The sequence below is a fragment of the Curvibacter cyanobacteriorum genome (genome assembly GCF_028649475.1).
Classification (GTDB): domain Bacteria; phylum Pseudomonadota; class Gammaproteobacteria; order Burkholderiales; family Burkholderiaceae_C; genus Curvibacter; species Curvibacter cyanobacteriorum.
Map to the genome: position 1 here is coordinate 162857 of NZ_JAQSIP010000005.1, position 21001 is coordinate 183857.

At 68.7% G+C, this 21001-nt stretch carries 16 protein-coding genes and 1 pseudogene; 10 read left to right on the plus strand and 7 right to left on the minus strand.

Annotated elements, in window-relative coordinates; all coding sequences use genetic code 11:
- Positions 1-34 precede the first annotated feature (34 nt).
- Positions 35-1018 (plus strand): tripartite tricarboxylate transporter substrate binding protein, encoded by a 984-nt coding sequence (locus tag PSQ40_RS12700; protein ID WP_273951891.1) that lies wholly within the window; start codon positions 35-37, stop codon positions 1016-1018.
- 63 nt (positions 1019-1081) lie between these two features.
- Here the strand turns inward: PSQ40_RS12700 and PSQ40_RS12705 are convergent, their stop codons facing one another.
- Positions 1082-1810, minus strand: coding sequence for a class I SAM-dependent methyltransferase (locus PSQ40_RS12705; RefSeq protein WP_273951892.1), 729 nt, complete (start codon positions 1808-1810; stop codon positions 1082-1084).
- A gap of 115 nt (positions 1811-1925) precedes the next feature.
- Between PSQ40_RS12705 and PSQ40_RS12710 the strand changes: the two genes are divergently transcribed.
- The 4 genes and pseudogenes from PSQ40_RS12710 to PSQ40_RS12725 all read left to right on the plus strand — a co-directional run.
- Positions 1926-3107: an MBL fold metallo-hydrolase gene (locus PSQ40_RS12710; protein WP_273951893.1), complete on the plus strand. Its 1182-nt coding sequence runs from the start codon at positions 1926-1928 to the stop codon at positions 3105-3107.
- Between the two features lie 88 nt (positions 3108-3195).
- Positions 3196-3672 carry an FKBP-type peptidyl-prolyl cis-trans isomerase gene (locus PSQ40_RS12715; RefSeq protein ID WP_273951894.1) on the plus strand — a complete coding sequence of 159 codons (477 nt, stop codon included), beginning with the start codon at positions 3196-3198 and terminating at the stop codon, positions 3670-3672.
- Between the two features lie 23 nt (positions 3673-3695).
- Positions 3696-4085: an SUI1 family translation initiation factor gene (locus tag PSQ40_RS12720; RefSeq protein WP_273951895.1), complete on the plus strand. Its 390-nt coding sequence runs from the start codon at positions 3696-3698 to the stop codon at positions 4083-4085.
- Positions 4082-4285, plus strand: a pseudogene (locus PSQ40_RS12725) (DUF3820 family protein); the annotation flags it as partial. The gene PSQ40_RS12720 and the pseudogene PSQ40_RS12725, both read left to right, overlap by 4 nt.
- Before the next feature lie 58 nt (positions 4286-4343).
- On the opposite strand, the gene PSQ40_RS12730 reads toward PSQ40_RS12725, so the two are convergent.
- The 5 genes from PSQ40_RS12730 to tkt form a co-directional block, all read right to left on the minus strand.
- Positions 4344-5516 carry a GGDEF domain-containing protein gene (locus PSQ40_RS12730; RefSeq protein WP_273951896.1) on the minus strand — a complete coding sequence of 391 codons (1173 nt, stop codon included), beginning with the start codon at positions 5514-5516 and terminating at the stop codon, positions 4344-4346.
- Between the two features lie 174 nt (positions 5517-5690).
- Entirely contained in the window at positions 5691-6131 is a 441-nt protein-coding gene (locus PSQ40_RS12735; RefSeq protein WP_273951897.1) for a hypothetical protein, read from the minus strand.
- Positions 6132-6142: 11 nt separating this feature from the next.
- Positions 6143-7291 (minus strand): branched-chain amino acid ABC transporter substrate-binding protein, encoded by a 1149-nt coding sequence (locus PSQ40_RS12740; RefSeq protein ID WP_273951898.1) that lies wholly within the window; start codon positions 7289-7291, stop codon positions 6143-6145.
- 213 nt (positions 7292-7504) lie between these two features.
- Complete coding sequence (gene gap, locus PSQ40_RS12745; protein WP_273951899.1) at positions 7505-8503, minus strand: type I glyceraldehyde-3-phosphate dehydrogenase; 999 nt, start codon at positions 8501-8503, stop codon at positions 7505-7507.
- Between the two features lie 36 nt (positions 8504-8539).
- Positions 8540-10591: a transketolase gene (gene tkt / locus PSQ40_RS12750; RefSeq protein ID WP_273951900.1), complete on the minus strand. Its 2052-nt coding sequence runs from the start codon at positions 10589-10591 to the stop codon at positions 8540-8542.
- 147 nt (positions 10592-10738) lie between these two features.
- On the opposite strand from tkt, the gene PSQ40_RS12755 reads away from it, so the two are divergent.
- The 4 genes from PSQ40_RS12755 to PSQ40_RS12770 are packed head-to-tail and all read left to right on the plus strand — an operon-like array spanning position 10739 to position 16686.
- A complete protein-coding gene (locus PSQ40_RS12755; RefSeq protein ID WP_273951901.1) occupies positions 10739-11167 on the plus strand; it encodes an S-adenosylmethionine decarboxylase family protein in 429 nt (142 codons plus the stop codon).
- Complete coding sequence (locus PSQ40_RS12760) at positions 11164-11985, plus strand: nucleotidyltransferase family protein (protein WP_273951902.1); 822 nt, start codon at positions 11164-11166, stop codon at positions 11983-11985. Before PSQ40_RS12755 ends, PSQ40_RS12760 begins: the two co-directional genes overlap by 4 nt.
- Positions 11982-13388 (plus strand): aminopeptidase P N-terminal domain-containing protein, encoded by a 1407-nt coding sequence (locus tag PSQ40_RS12765; protein WP_273951903.1) that lies wholly within the window; start codon positions 11982-11984, stop codon positions 13386-13388. The genes PSQ40_RS12760 and PSQ40_RS12765 overlap by 4 nt, the downstream gene beginning before the upstream one ends.
- 7 nt (positions 13389-13395) lie before the next feature.
- On the plus strand, positions 13396-16686 hold the full coding sequence (locus PSQ40_RS12770; protein ID WP_273951904.1) for a bifunctional diguanylate cyclase/phosphodiesterase: 3291 nt from the start codon (positions 13396-13398) through the stop codon (positions 16684-16686).
- A gap of 24 nt (positions 16687-16710) precedes the next feature.
- Here the strand turns inward: PSQ40_RS12770 and PSQ40_RS12775 are convergent, their stop codons facing one another.
- Entirely contained in the window at positions 16711-17274 is a 564-nt protein-coding gene (locus PSQ40_RS12775) for an adenine phosphoribosyltransferase (RefSeq protein ID WP_273951906.1), read from the minus strand.
- A 219-nt stretch (positions 17275-17493) separates the two neighbouring features.
- Between PSQ40_RS12775 and PSQ40_RS12780 the strand changes: the two genes are divergently transcribed.
- Positions 17494-20850: an EAL domain-containing protein gene (locus PSQ40_RS12780; protein ID WP_273951907.1), complete on the plus strand. Its 3357-nt coding sequence runs from the start codon at positions 17494-17496 to the stop codon at positions 20848-20850.
- Positions 20851-21001: the final 151 nt, after the last annotated feature.

Genomic DNA, 21001 nt, shown 5'->3' on the forward strand with positions numbered 1-21001 from the left:
GCAGCACAATGGGGGCATGACAAGGAGACCCCCCATGCGCCGTTTCACCCTGTGCACCGGTCTGGCCCTGCTGGCCGGTGCGCTGCTGGCCCCCGCCGCCCACGCCGCGGCCTGGCCCACCGAACGCCCGATCAAGCTCGTGGTGCCATTCCCGCCCGGACAGGCCACCGACATCTTTGCCCGCGCCCTGGCCGAGCAACTCAGCACGCGCCTGGGCCAGAGCGTGGTGGTGGACAACAAGGCCGGCGCGGGCAGCAACATCGGCAGCGAAATGGTGGCGCGCGCCACGCCCGACGGCTACACCCTGCTGGTGGCCGGCAGCGCCATGGCGGTCAACCAGACGCTCTACAAAAAGGTCAACTTCGACCCCACGCGGGACCTGGTGGGCATCTCGCTGATTGCCAAAGTGCCGTTGATTTTCCTGGCCACGCCCTCGTCCGGCATCACCAGCCTGCGCCAGCTGGTGCAACAGGCCCAGGCCGCGCCCGGCAAGCTCAGCTACGCCAGCGCCGGCATCGGCGGCACCCAGCACCTGTCGGGTGAAATGCTCAAGGCGCAGGCCGGGCTGTTCATCACCCACATCCCCTACCGCGGCAGCGGCCCCGCGCAAGCCGACTTCCTGGGCGCCCAGGTGCCCTTGATGGTGGACTCGGTGACCGCCGCGCTGCCCCATGTGCAGACGCACAAGGCCGTGCCCCTGGCCGTCACCTCGGCCACCCGCTCGCCCCAGCTGCCCGATGTGCCCACAGTGCGCGAAAGCGGCGTGCCCGGGCTCAAGGACTTCGAGGCCGTGGGCTGGTTGGGCCTGATGGCGCCGCGCGGCACCCCGCCCGAGGTGCTGCAACGCCTGAACACCGAGGTGGTGGCGGCGCTGCGCTCCGAGCGGCTGGCCCAGTTCATCCGCGAACGGGGCTCCGACCCGAGCCCGACCACGGGCGCGGAGCTCGATCAGTTTGTGGCGAGCGAAATCGTCAAATGGGGGCGCGTGGTCAAGAGCTCTGGCGCCAGCGCCGACTGAAGCGCTGCGCCGTGCGCCGCCCCAGCCCCAGCCCGCGCGCAGGCGTAGGGCCGGTGCCAGGCCTCAAAGCGGCAGCGTGGCCCGGTTCAGCGGGCCCCTGAAAGCGCCACGCTGGTAACTCAGCAGCCGGCCTTTGTAGGCCAGGGTGTCGGCCGAGGCCACCTGGTCCAGGCGCTCTTCGTGCATGCGAAAACCCTGCTCGGCCATCTGGCGGTGGAAAGCCGGGCGGTTGCCCCGGTCGGGGTCGACGATCCAGACCTCCGACTCGGCCGCGGCATGCTGGCCAATGAAACCCGCCAGGTCGGCGTGGGCATCGCGCTCGTACAGCAGGTCACTGCCAATGATGAGGTCAAACAGGCCCGTCACGCAGGCGCGCGCCGGGTCGCCGACGTGGGCCTCGGGCGCCCCCCAGTGACCATGGCGGTACTTGAGCGGCGGCAGGTCGTTGAGGCGCAGGTTCTCCAGCAGAAAGGCCGAGGTGAGCGGGTGGCAGTCGCTGGCGGTCACGTCCGAGCCGCGCCGGTGTGTGACCAGGCTGGCCAGCGCCAGGCCGCAGCCGATCTCCAGGATGCGCTCGCCCTGGCACAGGGTGCGGCGGGCCATGCGGGCGGCGAGTTGCGCCCCCGAAGGCCACAGCAGGCCAAACAGCGGCCAGGAGGCGGAGGAAATCCCCAGGCGCTCGGCCTCACCGAGCGGGTCGGCAAACTGCTGGCGGTCGAGCAGGGATCGGATCTGGAGGTGGTCGGCGCCCGCCACGGCGACGCTCTCTTGCTTGGTTTGGTAGCCGGGCATCGTCGGGGCCCGGTCGGCTTGAATGACCAGGGCAGGGGACTGAAAGAAGGGGGCATTATGCGCCCCCGCCCCAAGCCGAGGGCGGCGCGCCAAAATGCAGCCCATGCCCCAGCCGATGTCCGCCCCCCGCCCCCGTCCCTTTCTGAGCCGCTGGCCGAGCCTGAGCACCTGGGCCCGGGCCGCCCGCCCACCCAGCTGGGCCGTGGCCTGTGGCCTGGCCCTGCTGGGCCTGGCCGGCTGCAGCAGTGCCCCGGCCAACGAGCGCGCGGACGCGCCCCACCACACGGCCCAGGGCTTCCGCAACCCCAGCGGGGTGCAGGTGCAAAAGCCGTTCAGTGCCTTGCTGCGCTGGCAATGGGACAAATGGCGTGAGGGCCTGCCGCTGGCGGCGCGCCAGGCCACGCCGCAGCAGGCCCCGGACCTCGACTTCATCCACCGCAACGCGCAGGCGGGGGCCCAGATGCAACCGGCCCTGACCTGGATCGGGCACGCCAGCACCCTGGTGCAGGCCAGCGGGCTCAACGTGCTGACCGACCCCATGTTTTCGCAGCGCGCCTTCATGGTGCAGTGGGTCGGGCCGCAGCGCCAGCAAGCACCGGGCCTGGCCCTGGGCCAACTACCGCGCATCGACGTGGTGCTGATCTCGCACAACCACTACGACCACCTGGACCGCGACAGTGTGCAAGCGCTGGCCGCCCAGGCCGGCGGATCGCCCCTGTTCCTGGTACCGCTGGGCCTGAAGGCCTGGATGCAGGCGCAGGGCATTGCGCGCGTCGAAGAACTGGACTGGTGGCAAACGCAGCGCGTCGCGGGGGTGGACTTTGCGCTCACGCCCGTGCAGCACTGGTCGGCCCGCGGCCTGCACGATGCCAACCATTCGCTGTGGGGCGGCTGGGCCGTGCTGGGGCCGGACTTTCACTGGTACTTCAGCGGCGACACCGGCTACAGCGCCGACTTCGTGGCCACGCGCCAGCGCTTTGCCGAGCGCCAGAGCGCGGCCCAGGGCGGGGGTTTCGACCTGGCACTGATCGCCATCGGCGCCTACGCGCCACGCTGGTTCATGAAGGAGCAGCACATCGACCCCGACGAGGCGGTGCAGGTGCACCTCGACCTGGGCGCCAAGCGCAGCGTGGGGGTGCATTGGGGCACCTTCTTGCTCAGCGATGAGGCACTGGACCAGCCACCGCTGGACCTGGCCCAGGCGCGCCAGGCCCGCGGCTTGCGCGAGGCCGACTTCGGCGTCATGGCCCTGGGCGAAACCCGGCGGCTGCCGCGCCGGGCGCCGTCGCCCCCCTGAGCCCACGCGCGGCGGCGGGGCTGGCCTGCAGCGCAGGCCACAGTGCGCGACAATGCGGCCCTCATTTCCTGCGCATGAAAGCCGCCCCATGAAAATCGACCAAAACACCGTCGTCACCCTGCAATTCAAAGTGGCCAATGCCCAGGGCAAACTGATCGAGCAAAGCAAAGAGCCCATGGTCTACCTGCACGGGGGCTACGACAACACCCTGCCCAAGATCGAAGAAGCCCTGCAAGGCCAGGAAGCCGGCTACAAGGTGCAGCTGAACCTGGCCGCAGCCGACGCCTTTGGCCTGCGCGACGAGAGCCTGGTGCGCGTGATCCCGAAGAGCGAGTTCCCGCCCGGCGTCAAGGTCGGTGGCCAACTCGAAGGCCGCAACGACCAGGGCGAAGCCCAGATCTACACGGTCATGAAGATCAAGGGCCCTGAGGTCCACCTCGACGGCAACCACCCTCTGGCGGGCCAGGACCTGCAGTTCAGCCTGCACGTGACCGGCGTGCGCGCCGCCAGCGAAGAAGAAATCGCCCACCGCCATGTGCATGGCGAGCACGGCCACCAGCACTGACACCGCGACCGGCGAGCCCCCGCATGAAGAAGAACGGACTGGCCGACTTGGGCCAACTGGCCCAGTTGGCGGGCCTGCGCACCGTGGCCGCCACCGAGCGCGCCTGCCCCGGCTGCGGTGAACCGCTCGACGCCTGCCGCTGCGCCGCGCTGGCGCAGGCCCAGGCGGTGCGCAACGCCCCGGTGCGGGTGTGGCTGGAGACCAAAGGCCGGCGCGGCAAAGGCGTCACCCTGGTCAAGGGCCTGCCGCTCGACGAGGCCGCGCTGGAGGCCCTGGGCAAGCAGCTCAAGACCGCCTGCGGCTCGGGCGGCACGGTCAAGGACGGCGTGATCGAAATCCAGGGCGACCACCGCGACACCGTGCTGGCCGCCTTGCTGAAGCAAGGTTACGCTGCCAAACGGGCCGGCGCATGAAGCCCGAGGACCTGCAGCGCCTGGTCACGCTGGCCATGCCCTTTGGCAAGCACCAAGGCACCGTGATCGCCGACCTGCCTGCCAACTACCTGCATTGGTTTGCGCGCGAGGGCTTTCCCAGCGGCGAGCTGGGGCGCCTGCTGGCCCTGATGCGCGAGATCGACCACAACGGCCTGGGCGAACTGCTGACGCCGCTGCGAGCCGCCGCCGGTCGCCGCCCTTGGGTCGCGGCGGCACCTCCGCCCGCATCAGCCCCTCTCAGGCCACCCGCGCCGTGCGCAGCGCCTTGAGCCGGGCCTTGTCGGCGTACATGCGCTGATCGGCCTGCTGCACCAACTGCCCCGGCTGCACCCCATCGACGGGCCACAGCGCGTGGCCCAGGCTCAACTCGACCGGCACCGCCTGCCCCTGCAGGCGCATGGGCCCGTCGAGGGTGGCGCGCAAGCGGGCCACCGCCTGCTCGGCCAGCGGCACCGAGCCGGTGTCGTGCAGCAGCACAATGAACTCGTCACCGCCCAGCCGGGCAACAAAATCAGCGCCGCGGGCGAAGGACTGCAAGCGCCGCCCCACCTCGACCAGCAACGCATCGCCAGCCGTGTGGCCGAGGCGGTCGTTGACCTGTTTGAAGCCGTTGATGTCTGCCATCACCACCGCGAAAGCGTCCCCGTTGCGCTCGGCTCGGGACACCTCGCGGTCCAGCATCTCATCGAAATAGCGCCGGTTCGGCAGCCCGGTCAGCGCGTCTTCACGCGCCAGGTTCAGCACCTGGGCCTGGGCCAACTGGTAGCAAGCCAAGCTGACGCTGTAGGTCCAGCCCATGGTGAAGATCACGATCGCCAGGTAGATGGGACCCTGCACCGGGTGGTTCTGCATCAGGGCGTCGTTGCTGGCCTGCCAGGACAGGGCCCAGCGCAGGCAGAGGGCCAGCGCCATGAGCATCAGAAAAGCCGCCGCCAGCCGCTGTGCGGCCTTGGCCTGGGGCCGGCTGTGCCAGCTGAGGGTGAAGGCCGTGCCCAGCAGCAAGCCGATCGACAGCAGGTCGTGCATCAGGTAACGGCGGATCGCATGGTCCCGGTTCCACCAGGCCAGGGCCAGGACCAGCCCTCCCCAGAGCAGCCACAGCCCCGGCCACTGACCGCGGCGGGCCAGCGCGCAATTGCAAAACGCCAGGCTGCCTTGCAGCATCAGGGCCAGGCTGACCAGGCTGGCCGCGTGGTTGAGCGCCAGGGCGCCGTCAAAAGGCCAGCCCAGCCACTGTGCGATCGGCATGGTCAAAAAGCCCAGCACGCTGCACAGCGAGGCGCCCATCCACCAGCGCAGGCCTCGGATCTCGCGGTTGATCATCCAAATGGTGATCATCACCGTGAGGGTGACCAAGGACACGCAGGCCACCACGACCGCCAGGGTTTGGCGGTCCAGAAGAGACAACATGAAGCCCACACTTTCCAACCCCAGGGGCTTGAAGTGCCTGACAGGTACCTGGCAAGCCGTGGGGGACGCCTAAATTGTCCCTCCCGGGGGCACGCCAGCGTTGATCCTGATCAAGTCAGGGGGGCCCGGCGAGGGCCCCGCGCACCAGCGGCGGGGCGGCCGGGCACGCGCGCCTCAGCAGGCCAGGCTGGCAAAAAAAGGCAGGCCCGCCAGGCCCTCGGCGCGCAGCCAACGGCCATGCCAGTGCCACTCGCCCCCCTGGCGCCAGTGCAGTCGCAGTTGCAGCTCGCCGTGCAGTTCGGTGGGCAGGGGGAGGGTGGGCCAGGTCTGGCCGTTGCACTGCAGCCAGACCGCCTGAACGGCCCCTTGCGCGGGCGGCAGGTCCAGGCCCGCGGCGTCGTCGAGCCAGAGCCGCCAGCCCCGCACATGGCCGCGCTGGGGTGGCAAAAAGGCCGGCGCCCCCGGCGCCTGGCCCGCCACCGCTGCCGCGGCCCAGCGCAGGGCGCGCTGCGGGCCCTGGGGCCCGACCTCGCGCGGCGCCAGCGCGACCAGCTCGGAGTCGCTGCCCTGCCAGACCCACTGCAGCGCGGGGTCGGCCTCGGCGGGAGCGCTCATGGCCGGGCCGCTCAGTTCAACGGCGTGCGCACGCCGTCACGGTAGCCGTACAGCGTCACCGCGGGCTGCGTCAGCTCGCCCTTGGGGGTGAAGGCGATGGCCCCGGTCACGCCCTTGAAGTTGGTCTTGGCCAGCGCCGCCAGGTAGACCTTGGGGTCAACCGAGTTGGCGCTCTTCATGGCTTCGATCAGCACGCGGGCCGCGTCGTAGGCGTAGGGGCTGTAGATCTGGAACTGACCCGGGAAGCGGGCGTCGTATTTCTTCTTCCAGTCAGCGCCGCCCGGCATCTTGGCCAGCGAAGCACCGCCCGTGGCGCAGGTCACGCCCGACAGGGGCGCGGCCTTGGCCGACAGTTCAGCGAGCTTCTCGGTGCACAAGGCATCGCCGCCGAACAGCTTCACGTCGGCCATGCCGAGCTGCTCCAACTGGCGCAGCATGGGGCCGGCCTGGGCGTCGAGGCCGCCGTAGAAGATCGCCTCGGGCTTCTTGGACTTGATGGCGGTCAGGATGCTGGTGAAGTCCGTCGCCTTGTCGTTGGTGAACTCTTCGCCCACCACGGTCAGGCCCTTTTGCAGCGCCGTGGCCTTGAACACCGCGGCCACCCCCTGGCCGTAGGCGGTGCGGTCGTCGATGATCGCCACGCGCTTGACCTTCAGCGCGTCGGCGGCATAGTAGGCCAGCGCCGCGCCCAGGGCGTTGTCATTGGCGATCAGGCGGAAAGTGGTCTTGTAGCCGGGCTTGGTCAGGTCGGGGTTGGAGGCCGAGGCCGTGATGTTGGGCAGCTCGCACTTGGCGTACAGGCCCGAGGCCGGGATCGAGGTGCCCGACTGCAGGTGCCCCACCAGACCGGCCACCTGGGCGTCGCACATCTTCTGGGCCACGGCCGTGGCCTGGCGCGGGTCGCCTGCGTCGTCCTCAGCGGCCAGCTCGAAACGGATCTTCTTGCCACCAATCACCAGGTTCTGTGCATTGGCTTCTTCCACCGCCAGGCGCACCCCGTTTTCAGTGTCCTTGCCAATGTGGGCAATGCCGCCCGAGGTGGGACCGGCGTGGCCGATCTTGACGGTTTGAACCTCCTGGGCCTGGGCCAGGCCCGCGGCGCCCAGCACGCCCACGGCAACGCTCACCGCGTGGCGCAGGAAAAGGGTGGAAGACAGCATGTTGAAAATCCCTTGAACGGCTGCAACAAGAACACCTCAACACCCCGGGGCAGCCAGCACCGAGGCGGGGACGGGGCCTGGCCCACTGTCAGCTCGCGCCCCAAACAGGGGCTTGCGACGGGGTGACACCCGCGCAGCGCGAGCGCGCCAGCGCACGCCCAGGCCCAAAACAAAACGCGCCCAAAGGCGCGTTTTGCGAAGGCCGATGACGGCTTACTTGGAGACGACGCGCACCATTTCGAGGCACTTGTTCGAGTAGCCCCATTCGTTGTCGTACCAGCTCACGACCTTGACGAAGGTGCTGTCCAGCGCGATGCCGGCTTCAGCGTCGAACACCGAGGTGCAGGACTCGCCACGGAAGTCGGTGGCCACCACCTTGTCTTCGGTGTAACCCAGCACGCCCTTCAGAGCGCCTTCGGACTGGGCCTTCATTTCGGCGCAGATCTCGGCGTAGCTGGCGGCTCTGTTGAGTTCCACGGTCAGGTCCACCACCGACACGTCGGAAGTGGGCACGCGGAAGGACATGCCGGTCAGCTTCTTGTTCAGCTCAGGGATCACCACGCCCACGGCCTTGGCCGCGCCCGTGCTCGACGGGATGATGTTTTCCAGGATGCCGCGGCCGCCGCGCCAGTCTTTGTTGGACGGGCCGTCGACGGTCTTTTGGGTGGCGGTGGCAGCGTGCACGGTGGTCATCAGGCCGCGCTTGATGCCCCACTTGTCGTTCAGCACCTTGGCCACGGGGGCCAGGCAGTTGGTAGTGCACGAGGCGTTGGAGATGATGGCCTGGCCAGCGTAGGTCTTGTCGTTGACGCCGTAGACGAACATCGGGGTGTCGTCCTTCGACGGGGCCGACAGGATCACCTTCTTGGCGCCAGCGGCCAGGTGCTTCTCAGCGGTTTCCTTGGTCAGGAACAGGCCGGTGGATTCGATCACCACGTCGGCGCCGACTTCGTTCCACTTCAGGTTCGCGGGATCGCGCTCGGCCGTCAGACGGATCTTCTTGCCATTGACCACCAGGGTGTTGCCTTCGATGGCGATGTCACCCTTGAAGCGGCCGTGCACGCTGTCGTACTTCAGCATGTACGCCAGGTAGTCGGGTTCGAGCAGGTCGTTGATGCCGACGATCTCGATGTCTGAGAAGTTTTGCACCGCGGCGCGGAACACCATGCGGCCAATGCGGCCGAAGCCGTTGATACCAACCTTGATAGCCATGACAGTCTCTTTCTGAAGTTGAATGAAATGCAATGCTTACTTGGCCAGCACGGCACGCACCGTGTCAGCCACGTTTTCGGGGGTGAAGCCAAAGTGCTTGAACAGCACCGGCGCGGGGGCCGACTCACCATAGGTGTCGATGCCGACCACCGCGGCCACGCCGTACTTCCACCAGCCATCGGTGCTGCCCATTTCGACCGCCACGCGGGGCAGTCCGGCCGGCAGCACGGACTTCTTGTAGGCCACGGTCTGGCGGTCGAAGGTGGTGGTGCTGGGCACCGAGACCACGCGCACAAAGACCTTCTTCTCGGCCAGCAGCTTTTGCGCGGCCAAGGCCAGTTGCACCTCGGAGCCGGTGGCAATGATCACGGCCTGGGGCTTCTTCTTGAAGCCGAGGTCGGCCGGCTCGCTGAGGATGTAGGCGCCGCGGCTGATCTCGCCGAGGTCCTTCTTGGGTGCGTAGGGCAGGTTCTGGCGCGACAGCAGCAGGGCGGTCGGGCGGTTCTTGTTCTCCAGGGCCACGGCCCAGGCGATGGTGGTTTCGGCCGTGTCGGCCGGGCGCCACACGTCCAGGTTCGGGATCAGGCGCAGGCTGGCGGCGTGCTCGATCGACTGGTGGGTCGGGCCGTCTTCGCCCAGACCGATGGAGTCGTGGGTGAACACATGGATGACGCGCTGCTTCATCAGCGCGGCCATGCGGATGGCGTTGCGGCTGTAGTCACTGAAGGTCAGGAAGGTGCCACCGTAGGGGATGAAGCCGCCGTGCAGGGCGACGCCGTTCATGATGGCGGCCATGCCGAACTCGCGCACACCGTAGTTGATGTGGCGGCCACCGACCAGGCGGCCTTCGGCGTCGGCCGTTTGCACCACGTCACCTGCTGCGTCAAAGCGCAGGTTGGGCGTGCTCTTGGTGTTGGTGAGGTTGGAGCCGGTCAGGTCGGCCGAGCCGCCCAGCAGCTCGGGCAGGGCGGCCGTGAAGGCTTCCAGCGCCAGTTGGCTGGCCTTGCGGCTGGCCACGGTTTCGGCCTTGGTGTGGGCCGCGATGGCGGCGTCCACAGCGACTTGCGCGAAGTTCTTCGGCAGCTCGCCGGCCATGCGGCGCAGCAGCTCGGCGGCCAGCTCGGGGTGGGCGGCCTGGTAGGCGGCAAAGCGGGCGTCCCAGTCGCCTTCGGCGGCCTGGCCCTTGGCCTTGGCGTCCCAGCCGGCGTACACGTCGGCGGGGATCTCGAACGGGGCGTGGTTCCAGCCCAGGGCGGCGCGGGTCAGCGCGATTTCCTCGGCACCCAGCGGCTCGCCGTGGGCCTTGGAGGTGTTGGCGCGGTTCGGCGAGCCCTTGCCGATGGCGGTCTTGCAGATGATCAGGCTCGGCGCGCTGGCGCTGGCCTTGGCTTGGGCAATGGCTTGCGACACAGCGTCCACGTCGTGGCCGTCGACCGGGCCGATGACGTTCCAGCCATAAGCCTGGAAGCGCTGCGCCGTGTTGTCGATGAACCAGGGGGCAACTTGACCGTCGATCGAGATGCCGTTGTCGTCGTACAGCGCGATCAGCTTGTTGAGCTTCCAGGCGCCAGCCAGGGCGGCGGCTTCGTGGCTGATGCCTTCCATCAGGCAGCCATCGCCCAGGAAGGCGTAGGTGTGGTGGTCGACCACGGCGTGGCCGTCGCGGTTGAACTCCTTGGCCAGCAGCTTCTCAGCCAGCGCAAAGCCCACCGCGTTGGTGATGCCTTGGCCCAGCGGGCCGGTGGTGGTTTCGACACCGGGGGTGATGCCCACTTCGGGGTGGCCGGCGGTCTTGCTGTGCAGCTTGCGGAAGTTCTTCAGCTCGTCCATCGGCAGGTCGTAGCCGGTGAGGTGCAGCAGCGCGTAAATCAGCATCGAACCGTGGCCGTTGGACAGCACAAAGCGGTCGCGGTCCAGCCAGTTCGGGTTGCTCGGGCTGTGCTTGAGGTGCTGGGACCACAGGGCCACGGCCATGTCGGCCATGCCCATGGGCGCACCCGGGTGACCCGAGTTGGCAAGTTGAACGGCGTCCATGGCCAACGCGCGAATCGCGTTTGCCATGTCTTGGTGTTGTTGGGTGTTGGCCATCGGAAGCAGCTCCGGGTTGGAGGGTCTGGGGAAACCCCTATTTTACGGGCCCCGCCAAGGCCACGCACCAGACCGCGGCGCGCGTGGCCTTTTGCCCCCCTCTGGTGACGATCGAGACCCTTGACTTGCACTAAAGTGGAGACCCTTATGCATGGCCTGCACCTCACCGCCGATTTGCACCACTGCCGCTGCGACGCGCAGTGGCTGTTGGACGCGAACGCGCTCGGCCAGGCCTGCCTGGCGGCCGTGGCCGACAGCGGCCTGCACAGCGTGGGGCACTTGTTCCACCCCTTCCCGCCCAGCCCGCAAGGCCCGGGCGGCGTGACCGCCACGGTGCTGCTCGCCGAGTCGCACCTGTGCGTGCACACCTGGCCCGAACTCGGCGCGGTGACGCTGGACGTCTACGTCTGCAACTTCAGCGCCGACCACAGCGAACGCGCCCGTGCCCTGCAACAGCGCCTGCTGGCCCTGTTCCAGGCGGACACCCAGCAGCTGCACGAATGGCAGCGCGGCGCCGCCCCCGTGACCCGGCCCACCGGCCTGCCCAGCCCCCTTTCCCGCCCCGTGCCCGCATGAGCGATCCGACCTCACCATCAACGGCCCCCATCCCCGCCTTGCTGTTGGCCGCAGGCCGCGGCGAACGCATGCGCCCGTTGACCGACCACACCCCCAAGCCCCTGCTGCAGGTGCAAGGCCAGCCCCTGCTGCAATGGCACCTGCAGGCCCTGGCCCAGGCGGGCTGCTCGCAGGCGGTGATCAACACCGCCTGGCTTGGTGAGCAGATCCAGCGGCACTTCGGCCACCAGTTCGCCTCGCCGCACGGCCCGGTGGCACTGCGCTATTCGGACGAGGCGGCGGACTTCGGTCGCGCCCTGGAAACCGCCGGGGGCATGGCCCGCGCGCTGCCTCAGCTGGGGCCGGTGTTCTGGCTCGCGGCGGGCGATGTGTTTGCGCCCGACTTTGTGTTTTCGCCTGCCGCGGTGGCGCGGTTCCAGGCCAGCCAGGCCCTGGCCCACCTGTGGCTGGTGCCGAACCCGGCCCACCACCCACACGGCGACTTTGGCTTGAGCGAGCAGGGCCTGGCCCTGAACCTGCCCCCCGACGCGCCGGGGCCGCGCTACACCTACAGCACCATCGGCCTGTTCCGCGCCGAGCTGCTGGCCGCGCCCTGGACCGAGCTGACCGCCGGCAACCCCAGTGGGGCGGTGGCCCCCCTGGCGCCCCTGCTGCGCCGCGCGATGGACCAGGGCCGGGTCAGCGCCAGCCTCTACACCGGCCGCTGGACCGATGTGGGCACGCCCGAACGGCTGGCCGAACTGAACCGCCCCACTGACAGCGGAACCTCCGCTGCGCCGACCGATCTACCGACGCCTCCCCACCAGGCTGCACCATGACCTCCACTGCCCAACTCCCCCTTCCCGCCTCGGTCTATGCCGAGCGCCGCGCCCGCGTGGCGCGCGCCATCGGCGCCAGCGGCATCGCCATCGTGCCCACGGCACCGGAGCGCCAGCGCAACCGCGACAGCGACTTCCTGTACCGCCACGACAGTTACTTTTTCTACCTGACCGGCTTCAGCGAACCCAACGCCTGGCTGGTCATCACGGGCGACGGCCACAGCACGCTGTGGTGCCAACCCAAGGACCTGGAGCGCGAGATCTGGGACGGCTACCGCCTGGGCCCCGACGCCGCGCCCGACGCCCTGGGCGTGGACGCCGCCTGGTCGGTGGCCGAACTCGACACCCGCCTGCCGCGCCTGCTGGAAAACCGCGACGTGGTGCACTACCCGTTTGCCACCCACAAGGGCCTCGAGACCCGTGTCGACGGCTGGCTCAGCCAGGTGCGCGCCCGCGTGCGCTTCGGGGCCCTGTGCCCGGCGGTGCAGCGCGATCTGTGCGACGTGCTCGACGAGATGCGCCTCATCAAGGACGCCCATGAACTCGACACCATGCGCCGTGCGGCGCGCATCAGTGCCCGCGCCCATGTGCGCGCCATGCAACTGAGCGCGCGCAAGCTGCGCGCCGGTGAGGACGTGCGCGAATACCACCTCGACGCCGAGTTGCTGCACGAGTTCCGCCTGGGTGGGTCGCAGTACCCGGCCTACAGCTCGATCGTGGCCGCCGGGGCCAACGCCTGCGTGCTGCACTACCGCGCCGACGCGGCCCCGGTGCGCGACGGCGAACTGGTGCTGATCGACGCCGGTTGCGAGCTCGACGGCTACGCCAGCGACATCACCCGCACCTTCCCGGCCAACGGCCGCTTCAGCGGCCCGCAACGCGCGCTGTACGACCTGGTGCTGGCCTCGCAAGACGCCTCGGTCGCGGCCACCCGCGCCGGTGCACGCTTCAACGACCCGCACGAGGCCACCGTGGCGGTGCTGTCGCAGGGCCTGCTCGACCTGGGCCTGCTGAACCGCAACACGGTGGGCACCGTGGACGACGTGATCGCCAACCGCAGCTATTTCCCGTTCTACATGCACCGCACCAGCCACTGGCTGGGCATGGACGTGCACGACTGCGGCAGCTATGTGGAGCCCGACGAGGTGGGCCAGTCCAGCCTGCGCCGCGACCCGCTGTCGGGCGAGACCATCACCAACCGCCCCAGCCGCATCCTGCGCCCGGGGATGGTGCTGACGCTCGAACCCGGCCTGTACGTGCGCCCGGCGCCCGGCGTGCCCGAGGCCTTCCACCACATCGGCATCCGCATCGAAGACGATGCGGTGGTGACCGAACAAGGCTGTGAGCTGATCACCCGCGACGTGCCTGTGAAGGCCGATGAAATCGAAGCCCTGATGCGCTGAGCCCACGTTGTCGACGGACCCACGCCCCCCTTCCGCCAGCCCCCAGCCCGACGCCGGTCGCCGCCCGCAGCGGTTGCTGGCCAGCGAGCAAAACGTCCCGCGCCTGCACCTGATCGGCACGCTGCTGATCGTGCTCGGCCTGACCTTGGCGCTGACCGGCTTTTTCTCATGGCAGAACCTGTCGGAGCAAAGCGCCTCGCTGCACCGGGTGGAGGCGGTGATCGAACGCCAGCAGCACGCGCGGCTGAACGCCGAGATGGAGTCCGCGCTCAGCTACCTGACCTTCGTGCGCTCGCGCACCGAGCAGGTGCTGCGCCAGAGCCTGACCACCCAGGTGGACGGCGCCATGCAGGTGGTCGAGGCCATCTACCAGCATGAATCGCCACGCCGCCCCGCGGCCGAGGTCAAGCGCCTGATCATCGAGGCGTTGCGTCAGGTGCGCTTTTACGAGGGGCGTGGCTACTACTTCATCGACGACATGGACGGCCGCTTTGTGCTGCTGCCCACGGCGCCGCACCTCGAAGGCAAGCTGCTGCCCGACAACCGCGACGACACCGGCCACCGGATCATGCAAGGCCTGATCGAGGCCGCCCGCCAGCCGCGCGGCCAGGGCTTCTCACACTACCGCTGGTACCTGCCGGACCAACCCCAGCAGATGGCCGACAAGCTGGCCTATGTGCGCCACTTCGCGCCCTACGGCTGGTTGATCGGCGCCGGCGACTACACCTACAAATGGGAAGAGTTGCAGCAACGCGAAGCGCTGGACCACCTGCGCTCGCTGCGCTTTGGCAGCAGTGGCTACTTCGGCCTGCTGGACAGCTCGGGCCGCTCCCTGCTGTCGCCGGCCAACGCCTCGCTCGAAGGCAAGCACTATTCGGAGCTGCCCCCCACCGAGCGCCAGGCGCTGGCCAAGATGCACCAGGTGGCGCAGAACGGCGGCGGTTTTCTGCGCTACGAATGGCCCCACCCCAAGACCGGTCAGATCGCCCACAAGACCGCCCTGATCAAGACCATCCAGCCCTGGGGCTGGGTGGTGGCCGCCACCGTGTTCGATGACGAACTGCACGAAGCCCTGGCGCAAGAGCGGCAAAGCTACGAACAGGGCAGCACCCAGCGCCACATGACGCAGTTGCTGGCCGTGCTGGCCGCGCTGCTGGTGGCCCTGGGAGGCTCGCTGCTGTTTTCGCGCTGGTCGCGGCGCCTGTTCCGCGCCTACCACCTGCAAAACGAGCGCCACATCGCGGCACTGCGCCAGCAAGCCGCCGAGCTGCGCACCCTGACCCGGGCCATGGACCAGAGCCCGGTGTCCATCCTGATCACCGACACCGAACGCCGCCTGCGCTACGTGAACCCGGAGTTTGAACGCCTCAGCGGCTACAGCGCCAGCGAGGTGCTGGGTCAGACCCCTGACTTCCTGCGCCTGAGCCACCGCGCCGACGGGCAGTACGAGGCGCTGTGGCAGGCGCTCAACGCGGGCCAAAGCTGGCAGGGGGAATTGCCCACGCGCTGCAAGGACGGCCGCACCCAGTGGCACAGCGTGCAGGTCTCGCCGATCTTTGACGACCAGGGCCAGACCGTGCATTTCCTGGGCATCCTCGAGGACATCACCGAGCGCCGCGAGATGGACGCCGAGCTGCGCATCGCCGCCACCGCCTTCGAGAGCCAGGAGGGCATGATGGTGTCCGACAGCCGTGGCGTGATCCTCAAGGTCAACCAGGCCTTCTGCGACATCACCGGCTACAGCTCCGACGAAGCCGTGGGCCAGACCCCCAAGCTGCTCAAGTCGGGGCGCCACGACGACGCCTTCTACGCCAAGCTGTGGAGCGCGGTGATCACCGAAGGCCAATGGCGCGGCGAGATCTGGAACCGCCGCAAGAACGGCGAGATCTTCCCCGAGTGGCTGACCATCACCGCCGTCAAGAGCCAGGACGGCGCCGTCACCCACTACGTCAGCACCCTGACCGACATCACGCAGCGCAAGGCGGCCGAAAACGAGATCCGCCACCTGGCCTTCTTCGACCCGCTGACCGGCCTGCCCAACCGCCGCCTGCTGCTGGACCGCCTGCGCCAGGCGCTGGCCTCCAGCCAGCGGCGCCAGCGCAACGGTGCGCTGATCTTCATCGACCTGGACAACTTCAAGACCCTCAACGACACCCTGGGGCATGACAAAGGCGACCTGCTGCTGCAGCAAGTGGCGCAGCGCCTCAAGGCCGGGGTGCGCGAGACCGACACCGTGTCACGCCTCGGCGGGGACGAGTTCGTGGTGATGCTCGAAGGCCTGGACGCCGGCAACGCCGAGGCCGCCCACCAGGCCGAGAGCGTGGGCGAAACCCTGCGCGAGGCGCTGAACCAGCCCTACGACTTGAATGGCAACGAGTACCACTGCTCGCCGAGCATGGGCATCACGCTGTTCGACCGCCAGTCCCACCTCGACGAGATGCTGCAACGCGCCGACCTGGCCATGTACCAGGCCAAGGCCGCCGGGCGCAACACGCTGCGTTTCTTTGACCCGACCATGCAGGCGCTGGTGGCCGAGCGTGCCGCGCTCGAGGCCGACCTGCGCGTGGCCATCCGCGACGGGCAGCTGCTGCTGTATTACCAGGCCCAGGTCAGTGCCGCGGGCCAGGTGGTGGGCGCCGAGGCGCTGGTGCGCTGGCGCCACCCGCAACGCGGCCTGGTGTCGCCGGCCGACTTCATCCCGCTGGCCGAGGACACCGGCCTGATCCTGCCGCTGGGCCTGTGGGTGCTGGCCGAGGGCTGCCGACAGCTGGCGCAGTGGGCCCACGAGCCCGAACGCGCCCACCTGACACTGGCCATCAACGTCAGCGCACGCCAGTACCGCCAGCCCGACTTTGTCGAGCAGGTGCTGGCCACGCTGGCCGCCACCGGCGCGCCCGCGGGTCGGCTCAAGCTGGAGCTGACCGAGAGCCTGCTGCTGCACGATGTCGAGGACATCATCACCAAGATGACCGCGCTGCAAAAGCACGGCGTGGGCTTCTCGCTGGACGACTTCGGCACCGGCTATTCGAGCCTCAGCTACCTCAAGCGCCTGCCGCTGGACCAGCTCAAGATCGACCAGTCCTTTGTGCGTGACCTGCTGGTGGACAGCAACGACGCCACCATCGCGCGCACCATCGTGGCCCTGGGCAAGAACCTGGGCCTGTCGGTGATCGCCGAGGGCGTCGAGACCGCCGCCCAGCGCGACTGCCTGGCCAGCTACGGCTGCGACGCCTACCAGGGCTATTTGTACGGCCGCCCCGGTCCGGCCAGCGAACTGCCCACCCACGCCGAGGTCTGAGCCTCGGGCGGGGCGGGCGGCGGCTCAGTGGCCGGCAAAGTCCACCAGGGTGAACAGCGGCAGGCCGCTGTCGCGCAGGCGCTGCGAGCCCCCAAGCTCGGGCAGGTCCACGATGGCGGCGCCCTCGGTGACCACCGCACCCAACTTCTCCAGCAGGCGGCGGCCCGCCATCATGGTGCCGCCGGTGGCGATCAGGTCGTCGATCAGCAGCACCCGGTCACCCGGCTTCACGGCGTCGGTGTGCAGCTCGACGGTGGCGCTGCCGTATTCGAGCTCGTAGGTCTCCTCGACCGTGGTGAACGGCAGCTTGCCCTTTTTGCGGATCGGCACAAAGCCCACATTGAGCTCATAGGCCACCACCGCGCCGAGGATGAAACCACGCGCGTCCAGCCCGGCCACCACATCGGGGCGCAGCGCGCGGTCCATGTAGCGGTGGACAAAGGCGTCAATCAACACGCGGAACACCTTGGGGTCCTGCAGCAGGGGCGTGATGTCGCGGAACTGCACCCCCGGGGCGGGCCAGTCCGGCACGGTGCGGATGTGCTCTTTGAGGTAGTGGTTGACGGAAAAAGACGTGGCAGTGCTCATGGGATCCAGAAGGCAAAAAAGAAAAGACCGCCAAGCGGCGGACAGACCGGCCATTTTCCCACCCCGCCCGCAGGACATGCCCCTGTCGGCCGCAGGGATGCCTCGTTCAACAGGCGCGGCGCGGGGCCGCATCAGTGCTTGCAGGTGTTGATTTGTGTTACCAGTTCATGCACATAATCCCCCATCACCCCTGCCCCGACGGGGCCGAAGTTGTCGCCCATGGCCATCGCCCTGCTCTTGATCGAATGCGATAGCGCCCATCAAGAGGCGCTGCGCGAGCTGCTGACCCGCCAATACCCGGGCTGGCACCTGGCGCTGGCCACCTCGGTGGCGCAAGCACGCTCGATGCTGCAGCTCAAGGCGCCCGATGTCGCGGTGGTGGCCAGCCAGTTGCCCGACGGCAGCGCGTTTGACCTGCTGGACGCCCTGGGTGAGCTGCCCGCGGTGATCATGGTGGACCCGGGCGAGGAGGCTGCCGCCGCGCGCGGCCTGCGCGAAGGCTTTGCCGACTACCTGATCAAGGACCCGCGCCACGGTTACCTGCACACCCTGCCCGGCCAGGTGCTGGCCGCGGTCGACAAAATGCGGCTGGAGCGGGCGCTCCAGGAGAGCGCCGCGCTGTCCGAACTGGCCCTGGAAGGCGCAGGCCTGGGCTTTTGGCAACGCAACCTGCTGACCGGCGAGGCTTCTTTGAGCCAGCGCTGGCTCGAGCTGCTGGACCTGCCCGCCGTGCCAACCGCGCGCGACTGGCAGCACGCCGTGCACCCGCAGGACTGGAGCCGCGTGCAGTCGCTGCTGCAGCACTACCTCAGCGGCGACCGCCCGGTGTACGAAGCCGAATACCGGTTGCGCCACCGCGATGGCCACTGGCTGTGGGTGGCGAGCCGGGGGCGGGTGGTCGAATGGACCCTCGATGGCCAGCCGCGCCTCTTGTGCGGCACCTACATGGACGTCAGCGCGCGCCGCCACGCCGACGAGGCCCTGGCGCGCCAGCACCGCCTGCTGCAGGCGCTCTCCCAGGCCCAAAGCACCTTCATCGCCAACCTCGAACCGCACGCGGCGTTTGACGGTCTGCTGCAATTCCTGATCGACTTCACGGGGGCCGACGCGGGCTGCCTTGGCGAGGCGGTGCGCTCGGTGGACGACACCGCCCTGTGCCTGATCCACGCCAGCACCGAACCCCTGGACGAGGCCATGCAGCAGCAACTGCAGCAGGCCGTGCAAACCGGTCAGGTGCAACGCCGCGACGAGGCCGGCGACGGCGAACTGCCCGCCGAATGCCGCCAGGCGATCCCCATCACCCACGCGGGCCGGGTGGTGGCCTGCCTGGGGCTGAGCCTGCCGACCACCGCCCGCGCGCTCGACCTGGCAGAACTCGAACCCCTGCTGAACACCGCCAGCCAGCTCGTCATGGCCTGGCGCGCCCGCCTGGAGCGCCGCCAGGCCCAGGACCAGCTGCGCGAAGCGACCGAGCAACTGGCCCAGAAAACCCAGGCCCTGGAACTGACGCTGGACAGCATCAGCCAGGGCATCTCGAGCGTCGACGCCGAGGGTGTGATCCAGATCTACAACCGCCGCTACCTCGAGGTGCTGGACCTGCCCGAATCGCTGCTGGCCCGCCGCCCCAAGGCCCACGAGGTGGTGCGCTTCCAGACCGATCGCGGTGACTTTGGGCACGATTTTGAGTACATCGTCCCCGAGGCCCGTGCCTACGTGGCCGGCGAGTACGCGCAGAGTGGCCCGCAGATGCCCGAGATCTACCTGCGCCGCACTCCGACCGGCCGGGTCATCGAAGTCCACACCCTGCACCAGCCCGGCGGCGGTCGGGTGCGCACCTTCAGCGACGTGACCCGCTACTTCGAGGCCCAGGAGGCGCTGCGCCAGAGCGAGGAGCGCTGGCGCAACCTGAGCCAGCTGTCCTCGGACTGGTACTGGGAGCAGGACGAGAACTTCCGCTTCGTGCGCCTGGACGGCCACAACTTCGAGCGCACCGGCCTCGCCGACGAGCAAAGCACCCTGGGTCGGACCCGCTGGGAGATCGACGCCCCCAACGTCACCGAGGCCCAATGGGCCGAACACCGGCGCGCGCTCGAGGCGCATGAGCCGTTCCATGACTTCGAGATGCAGCGGACCACCACCACCGATGGCCGCGTGCGCTGGGTGTCGATCAGCGGCGCCCCGATGTTCGACGCCGAAGGCCGCTTCACAGGCTACCGAGGCGTGGGCCGCGACATCACCGAGAAGAAGAAGGCCGAAGCCATCATCGAACGCCTGGCCTTCTACGACGAGCTGACCAGCCTGCCCAACCGGCGCCTGCTGCTGGTGCGACTGACCGCGACCATCCAGGCCTGCGCCCGTGGGCCGCACCAGGGTGCGCTGCTGTTTCTGGACCTGGACAACTTCAAAGACCTCAACGACACCCTGGGGCACGACCGGGGCGACCAGCTGCTGACCCAGGTGGCGACCCGGCTGGTGGCCTGCGTGCGGCCCGACGACACGGTGGCGCGCCTCGGCGGCGATGAGTTTGTGGTGATCCTGGGCCAGCTGGGCGCCAGCCACGCGGAAGCCGCCACCAGCGCCGAAACGGTGGCGCAAAAGATCCTCAGCGCACTGAACCAGCCCTACCCGATTGGGGACAGCCTGCACCACAGCACGCCGAGCATTGGCATTGCCTTGTTCAGCAGCGCACAGACCAGCGCCGAGGAACTGCTCAAGCGCGGCGACCTCGCCATGTACCAGGCCAAGGCCGCCGGGCGCAACACCCTGTGCTTCTTCGACCCGGGCATGCAGGAGGCGGTGAGCGCGCGCTCGGCCATGGAGGCCGACATGCGCCAGGCCCTGCAGCACGGCCAGTTCCGGCTGCTCTACCAGCCGGTGGTCAACGGTCAGGGCCGCATGCTGGGGGTGGAGGCGCTGGTGCGCTGGAACCACCCGCAGCGCGGCAACATCTCGCCGGCCGAGTTCATCCCGCTGGCCGAGAAAACCGGCCTGATCCTGCCGCTCGGCCGCTGGGTGCTGCAGACCGCCTGCCGCCAGCTGGTGAGCTGGGCCAGCGACCCACTGATGGCCCACCTGACGGTGGCCGTCAACGTGAGCGCACGCGAGTTCCGCGACCCGGGTTTTGTCGAGGCCGTGTTGGCGGTGCTCGAGGCCACAGGTGCCCGGCCGACCCAGCTCAAGCTCGAGCTGACCGAGAGCCTGCTGCTCAACGACGTCGAGGACATCATCGCCAAAATGACCCGCCTGCAAATGCGCGGCGTGGGCTTCTCGCTGGACGACTTCGGCACCGGCTATTCGAGCCTCAGCTACCTCAAGCGCCTGCCGCTGGACCAGCTGAAGATCGACCAGTCCTTTGTGCGCGACGTGCTGACCGACCCCAACGATGCGACCATCGCGCGCACCATCATCGCGCTGGCCAGCAGCCTGGGCCTGTCGGTGGTGGCCGAAGGGGTGGAGACCGTGGGGCAGCGCGCCTTTTTGCTGCGCAATGGCTGCGAGGCCTTTCAGGGCTACCTGTTCAGCCGCCCGGTGGCCGCGGTGGCCTTGCCGGGGTTGGTGGCCTCCCCCCTGGGTTGAGAGAATCATTTTTCTCAAATAAATCCGCCAAAATTTGATCAAATACCGATGCAAAAAATTCTTTTTGGCGTATATTGATCATTAACAGACCCGGTTGAGCGCTGACGAGCCATGGGGGCTCGGGCGGTGCAGCCCCCCACGGGCTCCGGCT

Coding starts and splice junctions, on each gene's coding strand:
- PSQ40_RS12700 (WP_273951891.1), top strand. CDS start 35: ATGCGCCGTTTCACCCTGTGCACCGGTCTGGCCCTGCTGGCCGGTGCG.
- PSQ40_RS12705 (WP_273951892.1), bottom strand. CDS start 1,810: ATGCCCGGCTACCAAACCAAGCAAGAGAGCGTCGCCGTGGCGGGCGCC.
- PSQ40_RS12710 (WP_273951893.1), top strand. CDS start 1,926: ATGTCCGCCCCCCGCCCCCGTCCCTTTCTGAGCCGCTGGCCGAGCCTG.
- PSQ40_RS12715 (WP_273951894.1), top strand. CDS start 3,196: ATGAAAATCGACCAAAACACCGTCGTCACCCTGCAATTCAAAGTGGCC.
- PSQ40_RS12720 (WP_273951895.1), top strand. CDS start 3,696: ATGAAGAAGAACGGACTGGCCGACTTGGGCCAACTGGCCCAGTTGGCG.
- PSQ40_RS12730 (WP_273951896.1), bottom strand. CDS start 5,516: ATGTTGTCTCTTCTGGACCGCCAAACCCTGGCGGTCGTGGTGGCCTGC.
- PSQ40_RS12735 (WP_273951897.1), bottom strand. CDS start 6,131: ATGAGCGCTCCCGCCGAGGCCGACCCCGCGCTGCAGTGGGTCTGGCAG.
- PSQ40_RS12740 (WP_273951898.1), bottom strand. CDS start 7,291: ATGCTGTCTTCCACCCTTTTCCTGCGCCACGCGGTGAGCGTTGCCGTG.
- gap (WP_273951899.1), bottom strand. CDS start 8,503: ATGGCTATCAAGGTTGGTATCAACGGCTTCGGCCGCATTGGCCGCATG.
- tkt (WP_273951900.1), bottom strand. CDS start 10,591: ATGGCCAACACCCAACAACACCAAGACATGGCAAACGCGATTCGCGCG.
- PSQ40_RS12755 (WP_273951901.1), top strand. CDS start 10,739: ATGCATGGCCTGCACCTCACCGCCGATTTGCACCACTGCCGCTGCGAC.
- PSQ40_RS12760 (WP_273951902.1), top strand. CDS start 11,164: ATGAGCGATCCGACCTCACCATCAACGGCCCCCATCCCCGCCTTGCTG.
- PSQ40_RS12765 (WP_273951903.1), top strand. CDS start 11,982: ATGACCTCCACTGCCCAACTCCCCCTTCCCGCCTCGGTCTATGCCGAG.
- PSQ40_RS12775 (WP_273951906.1), bottom strand. CDS start 17,274: ATGAGCACTGCCACGTCTTTTTCCGTCAACCACTACCTCAAAGAGCAC.
- PSQ40_RS12780 (WP_273951907.1), top strand. CDS start 17,494: ATGGCCATCGCCCTGCTCTTGATCGAATGCGATAGCGCCCATCAAGAG.